The sequence below is a fragment of the Gracilimonas sp. B-17 genome (genome assembly GCF_056857935.1).
This window is the reverse complement of the sequence record NZ_JBSXOA010000012.1, coordinates 511,287-527,961: the sequence shown is the minus strand read 5'-3', so window position 1 is coordinate 527,961 and position 16,675 is coordinate 511,287. Positions and strand designations below refer to the sequence as shown.

At 44.9% G+C, this 16,675-nt stretch carries 8 protein-coding genes; 1 reads left to right on the top strand and 7 read right to left on the bottom strand.

Going from position 1 to position 16,675, the window contains the following annotated elements:
- The first annotated feature begins 14 nt into the window (after nt 1-14).
- Complete coding sequence (locus tag AC13FX_RS10810; RefSeq protein ID WP_482880626.1) at nt 15-1,166, top strand: ribonuclease D; 1,152 nt, start codon at nt 15-17, stop codon at nt 1,164-1,166.
- Between the two features lie 156 nt (nt 1,167-1,322).
- Here AC13FX_RS10810 and AC13FX_RS10805 read toward each other — a convergent pair whose 3' ends face one another.
- The 7 genes from AC13FX_RS10805 to AC13FX_RS10775 form a co-directional block, all read right to left on the bottom strand.
- Nucleotides 1,323-2,330, bottom strand: a complete 1,008-nt coding sequence (locus AC13FX_RS10805) for a cation diffusion facilitator family transporter (protein ID WP_482880624.1) — start codon at nt 2,328-2,330, stop codon at nt 1,323-1,325.
- A gap of 30 nt (nt 2,331-2,360) precedes the next feature.
- The gene (locus tag AC13FX_RS10800; protein WP_482880623.1) at nt 2,361-2,978 is read right to left on the bottom strand and encodes an inorganic pyrophosphatase; all 618 of its coding nucleotides are present in this window, start codon (nt 2,976-2,978) and stop codon (nt 2,361-2,363) included.
- Nucleotides 2,979-3,066: 88 nt separating this feature from the next.
- Nucleotides 3,067-4,677, bottom strand: coding sequence for a calcineurin-like phosphoesterase C-terminal domain-containing protein (locus AC13FX_RS10795; protein ID WP_482880621.1), 1,611 nt, complete (start codon nt 4,675-4,677; stop codon nt 3,067-3,069).
- 372 nt (nt 4,678-5,049) lie between these two features.
- The gene (locus tag AC13FX_RS10790; protein WP_482880619.1) at nt 5,050-6,342 is read right to left on the bottom strand and encodes a ferredoxin reductase family protein; all 1,293 of its coding nucleotides are present in this window, start codon (nt 6,340-6,342) and stop codon (nt 5,050-5,052) included.
- Nucleotides 6,343-6,711: 369 nt separating this feature from the next.
- Entirely contained in the window at nt 6,712-9,975 is a 3,264-nt protein-coding gene (locus tag AC13FX_RS10785) for a S41 family peptidase (RefSeq protein WP_482880618.1), read from the bottom strand.
- A gap of 551 nt (nt 9,976-10,526) precedes the next feature.
- Nucleotides 10,527-14,207 (bottom strand): vitamin B12-dependent ribonucleotide reductase, encoded by a 3,681-nt coding sequence (locus AC13FX_RS10780; protein WP_482880617.1) that lies wholly within the window; start codon nt 14,205-14,207, stop codon nt 10,527-10,529.
- Nucleotides 14,208-14,724: 517 nt separating this feature from the next.
- The gene (locus AC13FX_RS10775; RefSeq protein WP_482880615.1) at nt 14,725-16,569 is read right to left on the bottom strand and encodes a TonB-dependent receptor plug domain-containing protein; all 1,845 of its coding nucleotides are present in this window, start codon (nt 16,567-16,569) and stop codon (nt 14,725-14,727) included.
- Nucleotides 16,570-16,675 lie beyond the last annotated feature (106 nt).

Here is a 16,675-nt window from a genome sequence, read left to right as displayed (position 1 = left end):
ATCAGATAATATTTATGGCTATTCAATATATCGCAGATAATAATGCTTTACATGAAGTTGTAAACGAGTTAGGAAAAACTGACGAATTTGCCATCGACCTGGAGTTCGACCGCAACCGATACCGCTATGGTTTCAATATGTGTTTGATGCAGGTCTATGATGGCAATGAATGCTATGTGATCGACCCACTGAGCAGTGATATCGATATTCAGGGGATCTACCCGGTGATCGAAGACCCTGATATTCAAAAAGTAGTGTTCGCTTTCGGGGAAGACCTGAGACTCTTTCACTCTATGGGCTGCTTCCCCAAAAACCTCTATGACTTGGATGCGGCAACCAGTCTTCTAAACTTTCAGCCTGCATCACTGACGAAGTTGATCAAAGAAGTACTGGATATTGAGGTTAACAGCAGCTCTCAGCAAAGCAATTGGTTTCGCCGGCCCTTATCTGACGATCAGCTTCATTACGCAGCTGATGATGTTTTATATCTCCTTGAGTTCAAAAAAGAACTGAACAACATTGCTGAGAAACAGGGAATACTGGAGTGGATCCATCAGGAAAACAGGATATTCAATCATCTGGATTATAGTGATGAAGACCACAACAACCTGATCAAGGAAAAAGATAAAAATAACCTGACCATGTTTGAGTGGCACCTGTACAAGAAACTGATGGAATTTTTTGATGAAGTTGCCAGGTCATACAATAAACCGGTATATCATCTGGCGAATAAAAAACTGATCCAGGAAATAGCAATGGATCCATCGAAAGCTGACAATTGGGAAAATACCAAAGGCATTTTTGGCAGGATCAAAAATAAAAACTTCAAAGCTGACCTGATCAAAGCTATAGAAACGGCCATTCAGGAAGCTGAAGATCAGAATTTATCGAAAGACAAGAAAGCTTCCTATTCCATGAGCAAGGATGATTATCTGGCAATGCGCCGGGAGCAAAGCAGGATAAACGACCTCAAGGACCGGCTCATCAAACCCATTCAAAATAAAATAGCCGAGGATTTTGGGACACATGCAAAATCATTCATCCTTCCCAACCGATTAGCCAAGGAGATCGTAGCAGGTGAAACTGAGCTGATGCCCGATTATAAGATCAGCTTGCTGCGTAAATACTCAAATGAACTGCAGCTGGATCTCAGTGAATTTATTTGATCAGAGCTTAATTCTGATCAAGTCAGTTTATTTATTGGAAAAGGTTGTAAGCTCAAAGAACTGTTTTTTGGTCATTCCCGTGAAAACGGGAATCCTATAGTTTGAACTTTAACTGCCCCTTAAATTTCCAATTTCACAACTATATGCTGCTTCAACCTATTCTTTTGGCAAATGGTGCTTTCCGTCTGATGCCACATTCTCAACCGTCCAGGTAATGGCTTCTTCAAACTCATGTTGCCTCACCTCACAGTTTTCGACCTGACATAATCTGCATGAAAATTCCATACAATAGTCTGTGTGAATAAAGATCTCTATACGGTTCCCAAATTTTTTTGCGATCAGTTCTTCTATCTTATCGAGCTCGGCATGGGCTTGCTTAACAGTCAGATACCATGGCAATGTAAGATGGCAGTCTACATGAAGTATACGCCCGTATTTTATGATGCGGAGATTATGCAGATCTATCCATTTAGGATCCCGATTCTGCTGTAAATAATCGATCATATCCTCCAGAAGATCTTCATCCGATTCATCCATGATGCCGGCAACAGCTTGCCTCAGGATCCTGATGCCCATCCTCATGATCAATAGTGCAAAAAAGATGGCCACTACCCCATCAAACCATTCAATACCTGTGAAACGAATGAATACCAAACCGGCTATGATACCAAGGGTCGTATAGGTATCGGTTTGGAGGTGCTTTCCGCTGGCTTGCAATGCCAAAGAATCATTTCGTTTTCCTGTCTCATAGGCCCAATACCCAAAGGCATAATTGATAACAGCTGAAATAGCTACCAGAATGATCCCCAGATCAAGGCTCCGAAGCGGCTCAGGATCGATGAAGCTTTGAATGGCCTCCATGATAATGAGTAAACCGGCAACCGTGATAAGGGCTCCCTCTATCCCTGCAGAAATGAATTCAACTTTACCATGGCCATAGGGATGATTCGAATCTTTGGGCTTTGCTGAAAGATATAAGCTGTACAACCCAATGAATCCACTGATCACATTCACGATACTTTCGAGGCCGTCAGTGAGTACCGCCACCGAGCCGGTGAAATACCAGGCCGCCATCTTAAGCACAAATAACACCACGGCCACAAGTACAATGAATTTCTGTACCCGGATGTTTTCCCTTCCTTTATTCACGGATGTAGTATCCAAACGATCATTCCCTTTTGAGAAACAGTTGCATCATTCTCCAAACATCGTTTCGTAATCTTCTATAGAGGCTTGGATCACTTTACTGGCATGACCGGCATCATAGATACCTTCCACAAATACATCGTTGGTCTCACGACCGGGGATCAACTTGTACGTTCCAAAATAGTGTCTAAGTCGTTCGATCAGTACCGGAGGAAGGTCATTTACATCCGTCACATCCTTATAATAGATATCATTATCCAAAACGGAGATGATCTTGTCATCTGCTTCACCATGGTCCACCATATGTAAACCACCGATCACCCGTGCACTCAAAATAACCTCATTTCTATCTATGGGTCGTTCACTCAATACACAGATATCAAGGGGATCTCCATCTCCTTTAACTTCCTGTTTGGATAATTTTCCAACCTGATCACCACAATAGGTTCTCGGAATAAACCCATATAAAGATGGCGGCAATGATGAACTTCTTTGTGGGCGGTCTACACGCATATAGCCCGTCTTCTTGTCCACCTCATACTTGATGGTATCAAAAGGTGTCAGTTCAATGAATGCATTTACGATCTCGGGTGGATTTGCACCAACTTCAAGACCATGCCAGGGATGAGGCCTCCATCGGAAGAAAGGGTTTGGGAAGTTTGCCATAATGATGTGATCTTATTCAGGTTTAAGTCACCCAATGTAAAAGTAATGACGGAGAATTGCTTCCGCTTTAAACAGATCGCTCAGGTAACTACCTGGCATAGGTTGGCTCAACTACATCATAACTAAACCGTTCTTGAAAGATCCGTCCAAACATATCCGTAACTTTAATACTGATCACATGGGTACCAATAGACAAATTATTCGGTACATTCACTTTCCACAAATGATCGGATTCCACCGGGTTAGAAGGCCTCCTACCCTGCTCAGGCATTTGCTCCATCGTATCCCATTTTTGCCGCAGTTTAGCTACAAAGGGATCCTGTTCAGCTACCCGGTTCATGGTTCTCCATTCGGCATCACTGCCCTGTAATTTGTATTCAACCTTTGTGTATTCATTGCCAAGGTAATAGTTGACGTAAAGCTGAGCTCCGTGCCATCGGTTCTGGGGAACGACTTTTGGCCCCCACAAACTCATTCGATCATTTTCATCAGCATTGGCCACCTTGTAATCTATGGTGAAGTCATTGCCGCTGATATTCAGGATCGCATATCCGTTTGGAGTACCATCTCTCATCAATGTGGTCGGAATACCTCGTTCATCGAACTCACCCGACCACCAGTCTCCCCCGGTGGTGCCTACATTGTAATGCACGTGTGGTTGCAGCCTCTGCCACCCTTCCTCAACATCAAAGAAATGAAAGCGCTGCAGGTGGGTATGAGCCGAAAGCGACAGGGTATTCGGATAATCTTTCAACAACTCAAACAATCGGCTCCGGTCTTCAATACGGAAGGTTTGATCCGGAGTGTTCGGGGTAAATATCGGAATGTGAAAGGCAATTACCACGAGTTTATCCTTGGGGACATATTGCAGGTCGTTTTCTATGAAAGTCAGCTGTTTGGAAGTAAGCCCGCCAATATAGCCGGAACGGCCATCGGTTCTGGGGTAGACCACATCATCCAGGATAATAAAATGCGCATTCCCGTGATCAAATGAATAGGTAGCCGGACCAAAAGTAGCCTCGAAGGTTTCGTCTGCCAGTGAATCCGAATCCACGTCGAAGTTCATGTCGTGATTGCCATATACATTGAACCAGGGGGTCCCGATCCTGGCAATTGACTCGTTGTATGGCTTAAACAGGTTAAGATCATCCCCGACGATGTCCCCCAGTGTGATGCCAAATTCATAGCCTTCAGCTCCTTCCAGTTCATTGACGATATCGCGATCAAAGAAATCCACTTCTTGTCGGTTATAGGGCTGTGGATCCCCAAATAAAAGTACTTTAAAGTCCTCGCTAAACTCACTTTTGTGTAACGGGAAGTTCAGGCTTGCAGGTAATGGTCCTGTCGGTTCCACTCCTTTGAATTCAAGATCTGGGGAACCGTTTGGTTTGTGGATATAAAAGAACTGAGGCTGATTCAGCCGATTCAAAGGGAATTCATATCCCGCCGGTTTGATCACGAAAACCGTGGCATCTTTTTCATCTATCTTCAGGGTATACCGCCCATCTTTGTTGGTTAGCACCACCTCTTCCCCATTGGAAACCGCAATATTTTTAAGCGTTGTTTCACCCTGATCAAATGATCCATTGCGATTTGCATCCTCATATACCACGCCACTTGCCGTAAGCTGAGCATGCGTATTTTGGGATAGAAGTAAAAAGCCAACGCACAGGAGGAAAGCAATAGATCGAAAAGTCATAGTACAATGGTTGATTCCGGATTGACCGAAAACTTAATTAATTGATAAGGAAAAATCTTGCTGAATGGATTAATCTATTGTTATGAAATAGAAAACCCCGGGTATAGTACCGGGGTTTAATGCTCTATCATTGCGAGCTGAGGTAGAATCAGGCACTTGAATTGATTGCCGACAAATTGCCCTTAATAGCTAAGATCCTTCTCCGCCAGCCGGCGGATCAGGATGACTCGCTTGTACTCGTTCCCAACCACCCGGTTGGGAACGCCTGCCCGGACCTCCCGGTCCGAGTGCAAAACTATCTTGTGAACTATAAATGGTAAGATCCCTTGAGATGACTCGTTCCCCATTTGAGCGCAATTAAGATATTAGCCCCTAAATAAAATCGAAATCCTCAAAATGGATCTTTTCCTTTGGCACATTCTTGCTTTTGCATTCTCTTAATAATTTTTGCCTCATCTCTTTGGGGCCACAAATGAACACAGCTTTCTCACCCAGATCCGGGATATCAGCGGCGTTCAGGAAACCCTCTTTGTCAGCACAGACCAGATGAATAGTGAAGCCTGTGGTTAGTTTTTCAAATTCTTTAAACTCATCTAAGTAGACCGCCTCTTTCATGGTATTTACGCAGTAATATAGATCTACATGGACATCGGATGACTGACCTTTAAGGTTTCTGACCCAGCTCAGAAAAGGGGCAATACCAACACCGCCCGCTATCCAGACTTGATCATTTATCTCATGTTTGAAGTCGAACCGGCCATAAGGCCCCTCAAGCAATGCTGTTGCACCGTTGTCCAAATTCTTAAAAAGATCTCGGGTATAGTCACCCAGGGACTTTACCATTATTTTAATTGTATTTTGCCCCGGCTTACTGCAAACCGTATAGGGATGAGACTCGCGTGTTATACCGGAAGATATAAAGGTGAAAAAGAAAAATTGACCGGGTATAAAATTTACCGCCCTGTCTGACTCTAGCGTAATTTCCATTACGTGTTCACTCAACCTGTCAACATTCACTACCTTAAATTTATGCTTGTTCAATACATGTTCCAGCAGGAATGATTTATAGATCCATGCTGCTACAGCAATCATTGATATCAAAAGCAGATAGGCAAATAATACCGGACTAGCCGTCGCCAGGTTATCCAGTAAGAAGAGGTGGAGAACTCCTACAATGAAAACCACTCCCATAAATTTGTGCGATAGTTTCCATTTGTCGTAAGGCAGCTTGATCAACAGGGTCAGCGCCATCAGTATGATCAGCCCCCATAATGCCCAGCTGCCGAGATCGATGGCTAAGCGCCGGTGTACCGGAAAGAAATACCATAGTGCTTTAGAGACATTTTCAGGTATCCATCTGCCTGCTAATAAGATCGGATGCAGTAATAATGATATGAATGCCACTTTTGCCATCTGATGATGGGTATGGTACATTTTATCCAATCCGCCAAAGTACGGTTCCAGCCATTTGATCCGTGCCGCTAGAATAAAAGTGACTGCAAATAAAGCAAACCCAAGAAGTGCCGATATCTGACTGGAATAGATAAAAAAACCTTTGGCACTGTGTTTAACGGTTGTCTCAGGATACGCTGTAAGCCACAATAGGATAACTAATAGAGAGATTCCCCAAAATACCCGAGGCCCAATTTTTCCTTTATTGATCATCGTTTCAGAACCTTTGGATTAAGACCTTTAGCCAGTTAACTATCCCGGATCGAGGATCGGTTATTTACCAAATATTGTACTAAACCGCTCGATCATTTTATCTGGTAAAGTGTTCCTGACCAAAACCTAATAACGGTTCTTGCTATGAACTATTAATGAAGTTTTCGGAAATTAACGCTGAAGAAACATTAATTTAATTGTGTACAGTTTGCCAATAATAGGCAAGATCCTGATCCGCCAGCCGGCGGATCAGGATGACTCGCTTTTCCTATTCGTACTCGTTCCCAACCACCCGGTTGGGAACGACTGCCCGGAACTCCCGGCCCGAGTGCAATGTCACTCCCGGACAAAACTTAAAATGATCCAAACTTAGTTTTCCTTCAATCCTTGAGCAGAGCGATCCTCAAGAGGCGGTGCCGGTGTCATTTCATTCGATGATTCATCAACCATCTTCAAGACTTCCTGAACCACACGTTCCATCTGAGGATCACGCCCCTGCATAAGCATATTTGGGTTATCCCAAACCGGGATATCAGGTCTTACCCCTTCTCCTTCCCAGAACCAGTGACCATCGTTATCGTACAACCGAGCGCCGGGCACGGTGATCCCGCCGCCATCGATCAGCTGATGTCCGGTGGCCGGTCCCACAAGGATGCCAAGCGTTCGTTCACCTACGATCGGCCCTGCTTCCAGTTCCTGAAAAGCCCACGGCAAGCCATCACCACCTGATCCGGCCCAGCCATTGATCAGCATGCCCATGGGTCCGGTGTTCGTATGAATAGGCTGCGTATGATCTTTTCCATGCCGCCAGTGCAGGTTATAAACCACCGGGCGCTGCATCAGTTCGAGGAAGCGGTCTGCCAGTTGACCACCGCCGTTGAATCGCTCATCGATGATGAACCCTTCCTTATCCAGCTGACCGTAGTACATGCGCACGAGTTCCAGCTGTCCTTGTGAAGAGGTGTTGGACATATAGATATATCCCAGTTTCCCATCAGATAGTTCTTCCACCATCTTTCGGTTATTCTCTATCCAGGCCAGGTACCGAAGTTGTACCTCTTCTCCCTGACTGAGGGTATTCACAACTACTTTTTCTGCATTCTGAGCATTGCCATCTGAACTGATCATCAGAGCGACGGTCTCGCCGCTTAATCCTTCAAAGGCTGCATAAGGGTCTTTATCCGGGGCAAGCATTTCACCATTCACAGCATGAATATAATCACCTTCATTAACTGTACTTCCGGGGCGGTCGAACGGCGAACGGATCTCTGTATCCCATACAGCCGGGGTAATGATCTTTCCGATCCGATATGACCCATTTTCCAGTTCCCAATCAATTCCCAGATAACCGGTACCCCGATAATCCACGCTTTCTGCATCTCCACCAAAGGTGTAAGTATGGCCGGCACTCAGTTCCGCTGCTAAATTTGACTGAAGATTGGAAATATCCCAGCGGGTGCGCGCATCCTCGATAAGGGCTCCGTATTGATCTCTTAAACCATCCCAGTCCACACCATGCATATTTGGGTCATAAAAGAAATCACGGTGACGTCTCCATGTGTCTGTAAAGATCTGCCTCCACTCCTCTTTTGGAATGAGGTCCATGATCAGTCCATCGGTTGGCACCGGCTTCTCAATTTTTTGATCGGGTTGAGGCTGAATAACCCCATACTGCCCATTGCTTTGAACCAGGATCGCTTTACCGTCAGCTGTTGGTACAGCGGCACCAACCCCTTCCATGATGGTAATTTCTTCCCGCTTATCTACATCATAAGCCACCAGCTTGGGTGGACCACCTTCAGAGCCCGTATTGGCATACCGCATGTAAACGATCATTCCCTCCCCAAATTCACCAAGGATGGACCCAATATTGCCGGGACTGACAGGAAGAACCGTTAAACGTTTTTCAAGATCCTGAAGATCGATCTCAACCCTCAGTTCTTCCTCCTCTTTTTCTTCCTCTTCAGTTTCCTCTCCATTTGTCTCATCTGCCGGAGCCTCATCATTTTTTGGTTCTAACAAATATGGGGCGTCTTCCGTGAGGCTGACTGCAACCAAATGTGTGGCATTTGGATAGACCCAGGTATTGTCATAATCAGAATAAACCGCATCAAAATTTCTGTCTGTGGTATAGTACATATACTGCCCATCCTTACTGAAGACCGGGTTTGAGGAAGTATAGAATCCGGTTGTAGCCTGATGCAATTCCTGCTCCTCAGTATCATACAGCATGATGGCATAATTTGCATTATCCAGTCCGGCGGTAAAGGCGATCCATCTGGAATCCGGCGACCAGGAGATCGGATACCCATCTCTTCCTCCATGACCAACATTCCACCGGGTATTACCAATTTCAGTGGTATTCCCATTTTCAACATTGATACTGTAGATCGTATTGGTCTCGTCAATAAAGGCGATGTGTTTACTGTCAGGCGACCAGAATAATGAATATCCGTACCCCTTTTCCCTGGAGGTTAATTTTCTGGGAGCTTCCGATCCATTCGGATCCTGCAGATAGATCTGATATTCTCCATCCGCATCGCTCCAATAAGCGATGTGTTTTCCATCCGGTGACCATGATGGATGACGGTCAAATGCTCCGCTCGATTTGGTCATATTCATGGAATAACCCTCAGTAGCCGGAACATTGAAAAGTTCACCCCTTGCTTCAAAGATCACCCGTTTCCCTTCTTTGGAAGCCGTCATATGTTGAATGTTGTTGCTCACATCCACTTCTTTTGGCATCTCGTTGGATAGGTCACTGACCACATCAATTTCTACCACTTTATACTCATTGGTCTCAGGATCCAGGAGGTAAAGATCTCCTCCCATCTCAAATACCAGGTCTTCCGGTCCGGCAGACAGGAATGAGATATCAAACTCATCGAAATTGGTAACCTGATCCATGCTTTCATCTTTGGTATCGTATTCCCAGATGTTCAGCCTGAAATTTGGACCTTGGTCAGACAGGAAGTAAACCTTATCCCCAAACCAGGCCGGTTTCCCATCATTGTATTCATTATCAGTAACTTTTTTAACCTCATTCTTCTCCATATCATAGATCAGAATGTCGGAAGCCAGTCCACCTTTATACCGCTTAAAGGGATAATTCTCTGTGATCTTGGTGATGTAGGCCAGTTGGTTACCATCAGGCGAGAAGCTTGCCAATTCACCATACGGTATTTCCAGTTTTTCCGGCATACCGCCTTCCTTTGAGACCAGGTAAAATTCATTGGACGATCGTTGTCCCATTTCCCTTCTTGATGCAAATAATAAACGTTCCCCATCGGGATGCCACTCCACCATGCGGTCACTGAACGAAGGATAGGTCACTCTGTGTGGAACGCCTCCGCTCGTCGGGATCACATATACATCATCGTTTCCATTGTACCCGGCAGTGTAGGCGATCTCTGATCCATCCGGTGAGAATTTTGGCCAGCTTTCCTCGCCTTTCGAACTGGTCAATTGAACAGCCGTTCCCCCGGCTTTCGGGGCAACCCAGATATCGCCTCCGTAAACAAAAGTGATCTGTGATCCGGACACATCCATATAGCGCATAAGCTTGGCGCTGATCTGTGCAAAGGCGGTACCTGAAATGGTTAATATGATGAAAGTTAAGAACAGTCGTTTCATGGTCATAACGTTTTATTTTGAATTAGATAGGAGCTACTAATCATCCCGTTTGAATACCCAAACCTTATATACTGCAATTATCCGAAAATTGCTAATTCAGCTAAGGTCTGATGCAGTTATAGATAGGGTTACGCGAATCATCCGGCAAGTGTTTCACCATAACCCTGGTGCCCGGTTTCATGGACACCATCAATGTGAGTCATTCAGAACGGAGTGATGAACCTCGCCTATTTCCTGAACGGAGCATGCTATACAAAACAACATGCCACTACCTCTTTGTTTTTCATTACAAACTTACATGCTTCGCTAAAGGCAAGATCCTTCACTCCGTTCTGGATGACGCATATCACAACGGTGTAAATTTATTCGAGATACTAACTTACTACACTGAAAGTGCAGGGTTTATAGCACTCGCCCGGAGACAATAAAAAACCCCGACCGGTTACTCACCGATCAGGGTTATCCTGTTCTCCATGTAAAGTTCTTTATTGGAGTAATGGTTATTCGTTAATGGAAACTACTTGCTCCATTAACGAATCAACCAATCACGATTAACTACAACCGGTGGTAGATCCACAGGTGATGCACTTCATGCATGTCCCGTTCCTTACCATGGTCATACTACCGCATTCGGGGCAGGCTTCGCCGGTATAGCCCATCTGTTTTGCTTTGTCATATTCGCTTTCATAGCTGTCGGCCTGAACGGCTTTGTGCTGTCCTTCAACGGCCGTCTGGCTGCTGTCAACACTTACCTTTTCAGGAACCGGGTCAGCTTCAGGCTCAGATTCCGGGGCTTTTGCCACGGCATCAGCTGAAGAAGTCGTTCCGGCAGTGCGTTCAAATTCAGCGCTGTCCACATCCGGGTTGGCATCAGCCGTTGGGCGCAGGTTACGCGTCTCGATCTGATCGGCGGGAACGTGGGCCAGATCTTCACGACCCAGGTAGGTAACCGCCAGCTCACGGAAGATGTAATCGATGACCGAGGTACTCATCTTCACATGAGGGTTTCCATTCACCATACCACTTGGCTCGAACTTGGTGAATACAAAAGCATCCACGAATTCTTCAAGCGGTACACCATGCTGTAGTCCCAGCGAAATGGAGATCGCGAAACAGTTCAGCAAGCTTCTGAATGCAGCGCCTTCACGGTGCATATCAATGAAGATCTCGCCAAGCTGACCGTTCTCGTACTCACCGGTTCGCAGGTAAACACTTTGTCCGCCGATCTTAACTTTTTGAGTATATCCTTCGCGGCGGAACGGCAATCTCTGTCGGCGAGCCACATACTTGTGAATGATACGTTCGGCCACTTCAAGCACTTTATCCTGTGCCATAGTGGTTTCAGCATCTACGGCTTCCGTTTCTTCTACCTCATCGATCTCTTCCAGCACATCGGCCATGGAGTTCAGAGGCTGGCTTAGTTTAGAACCGTCACGATATAGAGCGTTTGCTTTCAGCATCATTTCCCATGAATCCATGTATGCATCCTTCATGTCCTCAATAGAGGCCTCATTCGGGAGGTTAATGGTCTTGGAAATAGCGCCGGAAAGGAAAGGCTGTGCGGCCGCCATCATGCGGATGTGACCTTTGGCTGAAATGAACCGGGTTCCGATTCGTCCACAGCGGTTAGCACAATCAAATACGGCGTAGTCCTCCTCTTTCAGATGCGGGGCGCCCTCAACGGTCATGGTTCCACATACATAATCATTCGCTTCCTGAATTTGCTCATTGCTGAATCCAAGGAACCGCAGCATATTAAAGTTCATGTCATTGAGCTGCTCTTCCGGGATCTCCAGAACGTCTTTACAGAAGTCTTCACCAAGTGTCCACTGATTGAATGCAAACTTGATGTCGAAACTACCGGGAAGTGCTTCATTGATGGCTTCCAGTTTTTCCTTCGTAAATCCTTTCTCCATCAGGATCTCAGCATTTATATGCGGACATCCTTCCAGAGTACCGGCTCCTTTGGCATAATCGATGATCTCCTGAGATTCTTTGGCAGAATAACCGAGATTCTTCAGCGCTTTAGGTACCGCCTGATTGATGATCTTGAAATAACCGCCGCCGGCCAATTTCTTGAATTTAACCAGGGCAAAGTCAGGCTCGATTCCTGTGGTGTCACAATCCATGACCAACCCAATAGTTCCGGTTGGTGCCAGTACGGTCACCTGAGCGTTACGGTAACCATGTTTTTCACCCAGCTTGAGGGCCTTGTCAGAAGCTTTTTTAGCTGCTTTCACCAGGTAATCAGGACAGATGGAAGCATCAATACCCATTGGCTTCACGGTCAGTCCCTCATACTCCTCAGGATCTGCATTATAAGCGGCTCTTCGGTGATTTCGGATCACTTTAAGCATATGCTCTTTATTACGATCATATCCTTCAAATGGACCTAATTCTTTGGCCAGTTCAGCAGAGGTCGCGTATGAGGTCATGTGCATGGTAGCTGTAACCGCTCCTGCAACAGCTGCGCCTTCTTCACTGTCATAAGGCAGGCCTTGCACCATCAAAGCAGCACCAATGTTGGCATAACCAAGCCCTAAGGTGCGGAACTTATATGACAGGTCAGCGATCTCTTTGGATGGGAACTGAGCCATTAGTACGGCGATCTCCAGAACCACGGTCCACATACGTGAAGCGTATTCCAGTGATTCCATATCAAATTCTTTGTACTCGCCATCGCCTTTGAAATATTTCATAAGGTTCAGGGAAGCAAGGTTGCAGGCAGTGTTGTCCAGGAACATGTACTCAGAGCAAGGGTTACTTGCGTTGATCGGACCATCTTCAGGGCAGGTGTGCCATTCGTTGATGGTGTCATGGTACTGAGTGCCGGGGTCTGCACAAGACCAGGCAGCATAGGCTATGTCATCCCAAAGTTCACGGGCTTTCAGGGTCTTCATTGGCTCAGGCTCACGCCCTTCCCTGGCTGCTCTTTTCTTCTCAACACGGCCATATAGGTCCCAGTCACCGTCTTCCTTAACGGCTTTCATGAATGAATTTGGTACTCGAACCGAGTTGTTGGAATTCTGACCGCTTACCGTTGCGTAAGCTTCTGAGTTCCAGTCTGTATCGTATGTGTCAAATTCCAGATCTGTAAAACCCTGGGCAGCAAGTTGGATCACGCGTTCAATATAATTCAGGGGAACCTGATTCCGCTTGGCCTTGCGGATCTCTTCAGCCAAAGCTTTATTCTTAAGCGGATCACGGCTCATCGCTCCGTTGAAGGTTCGTCCTTCGATCTCAACCGGGGTATGGCAAAGCTTGATGATATTCTTAAGGTGCTTTTGAACCGATTTGGAACCTGCAACAAGGGCAGCCACTTTCTGTTCTTCTCGCACTTTCCAATTGATGTATTCCTCAATATCCGGGTGATCCAGATCCAGGGTTACCATCTTTGCAGCACGTCGGGTAGTACCACCTGATTTGATAGCACCGGCAGCCCGGTCACCGATCTTGAGGAAACTCATCAGTCCTGAACTGCGACCACCTCCACTCAGCGGTTCATTGGAACCGCGGATCTTGGAGAAGTTACTTCCCGTACCTGATCCGTATTTGAATAGTCTGGCTTCTCTGACCCAAAGATCCATGATGCCACCTTCGTTCACCAGGTCATCATCGATACTTTGAATAAAGCAGGCATGTGGCTGTGGATGGCTGTAAGCATCTTCAGATTTTTTCAGTTCGCCGGTCTTGCCATCTACATAATAATGTCCCTGAGCCGGACCATTGATCCCATAAGCCCAGTGCAATCCGGTATTGAACCACTGTGGACTGTTAGGTGCGGCCATTTGATTAGCCAACATGTAAGCCAGTTCATCATAGAATACCTTCGCATCTTCTTCACTGCCAAAATAATCGTGTTTCCAGCCCCAATAGGTCCAACAACCCGCCAATCGGTGAAAGACCTGTTTACTGTCAATTTCGTGTGAGTAACGCTCTTCTTCCGGTAGTTCCTTTAATGCTTTCTCATCAGCTTCAGATCTTTGCAGCCATTTAGGCACTCCCTTCTCTTTGACCTTTTTCAGTTTCGCAGGTACTCCGGCCTTACGAAAATATTTCTGAGCGATCACATCAGTGGAAACCTGACTCCAACTCTTTGGTACCACCACATTTTCCATATGGAATACCTGTGATCCGTCAGGGTTCTTGATCTCAGAGGTTCTGGTTGCAAATTCTATTTCATCAAATGGGGTTTTCCATTCGGACTGCGTGTAGAAGCGAGTAAATTTCATTGGCGTACTTCGTTACTTATATGTTACAATTATATCATTTATACCTTCGTAGATGAGAGACAATTCTGTAGTGCTTCCCGATTCTTATCTCCTAAAGAAGTACGGAATAATATAGACGCGAGACCAACACACAGCAAGAAAAAAAACGATTACTTTTCCACAAATTCGGGGACTTATCCACATTGTAAAAACCCAACCCCCTAAAAGCCGCCTCTTAATATTTTTTAATATACATTATATTATAAATTAAAATTATATCAGATCCGGTTTGATGCAAGATCATATTAAAAAAGCCTCTTTAATTAAATAAAAAGGCTTTTTTAAACAGGCATTTTTCAATTATCAAGATAAAAGTTATCCACACTTGAATTTTAAGGTCCAATCATAAAATTCATTTATATAATTTTATTTAACTCTTATTTAATGATTATTACGTGAATTATATATTCAATTAATATGGATAAACTTTTATCATCAAAACAGCCAATAATTCTGTTTATGATTCAAATATATCAGATCAAAGATCAAGCCTTATACCTGCCTTGAAGTTAACACCGGGTGTATTGAACCCATATACTTCCTGGTATGAAACATCAAGTAAATTATTCAAAGAAGCGAACAGATTGGCGTTGAATTCCGGCAGATCATAGTTCATTGAAATATTCAAAAGTACATAACGATCAAGCTCCACTGTTTCATTCTGAAAGGTTGACATATTAAAGAAAAGGTCCTCCCTCTCACCAATGAATTTCCCATTAAGGTCTACGATCAAATCTGAACCGACATTATGTTGTATTCCCCAGCCAAAACTATGGTCAGGTCTACGGATCAGATTATCAAACTCTTCCCCTTCACGGGTGATCGCCCCATCCAGATAATTGTAGTATAGATTGATCCTCGTATCCGGCCAGGTATATGAACCTGTAACTTCCAGCCCGGAATCATTCTGTTCATTTACATTGATATATCCCACTGCACTGTCATATGAAATAAGCTCTTCAACAGTTCGGATAAAATAATTTATACCTGCACTTAATCCGGTTGCAGCTGACCTATACTCAAGTCCGGCATCAAAGGTGAGGCTGGTTTGTGGCTCCAGGTCCGGGTTCGCACCGAAAGGTCCGAATAATTCATTTAACGTCGGGGCCTTAAAGCCGGAGCTGAGTGAGGTAAGTATTTTTACCTCATTGGTAAGGTTATAGACTGGTGAAATATTGAAGCTCCAGTTGGATCCGTATTCTGAATGCTTATTTAAACGAAGCCCTACCTCAGTATTCAAACCAGATCCTGAGCTCAGATACAGGGTAGCATACGGGCTAATGATATCACTGCCTTCATCAATCCCATTAAGCTCAAAGGACAGGTCCTGATAATTGAAACCACTGAGAAGTCTCACATTATCAGTAAAAGAATACACACCGTATACATCGTTATTCAAAAGTGTTGCCTTAGGATTGAAGACGCCAAAATCATCCGTGAACTTTCTTTCAGTCTCTGTTAATGTTCCGGCACCTTTCAATTCAAACTTATTGTTTGTGTAATTGAACCGTAATCCGGTGTTGATCAGGTCTGCCTCATAAGAGTTCTCCGCATCCGCAAAAGCACCGGCATCATAATCCCCGTCATATTTGGAATAATTCAGAAATGGACTCAGCGTGAGACCTTCAGTCAATTCAAAATTAAGCTCTGCAGAACCAAAATAGCGCTCAAAACCATCCCGCCTAAAATCTTCACCTGCCGCCTCTGAGATCCCCTTTGTAAAAGATCTCGACAGATTTACATTATATGAGGCAACACGAACTTTTCCGTTTACACCCAATGATAATTCGTTACTGTTGTATGAGCCGATCGCCATTTTAGCGTTGGCATTCACCAACCCATTTTCAGGTTTTTTGGTGATAATATTTATGACTCCGGCTATGGCGTCAGAACCGTACAGGGTACTCATACTGCCCTTAACGATCTCAATACGCTCCACATTTTCAAGTGATAACAACCTGAGATCAAAAGCGCCTCCTTCACTCGATGGGTCTGTCACAGGAAAGCCGTCTATAAGAATTAAAGTATATTGGGTCGCAGCCCCCCGCAGATATACGGATTTATCCTTTCCCGGACTCGAAACGGCTCCATTGATCATAATACCCGTTTGTCTGTTCAGCAGTTCTGAAACTGACAGGCCCGGTGCTTTCCGGATCTCTGCCTGTGTGATGGTTGTCACGGGTTTCGTTGTTTCTCTTTCAGAAGTTGGAGTTTTGGAGGCTGTGATCACCACTTCACCGAGATCTAACGTGTCGGCTACTTGTGCGTTTATTGTGTATGATACCGCCAATAGAAATAATACCGTAGTAAGTAGATACTTCATTTATTTATGATTGTAAGTTTTAGTTTTTGTTTGGCGGGTAAATCGTTTTATGTCTCAATTTGATATAGTTCTTCCTGGAGTAATTAGCCCGGATACTATATAGCGA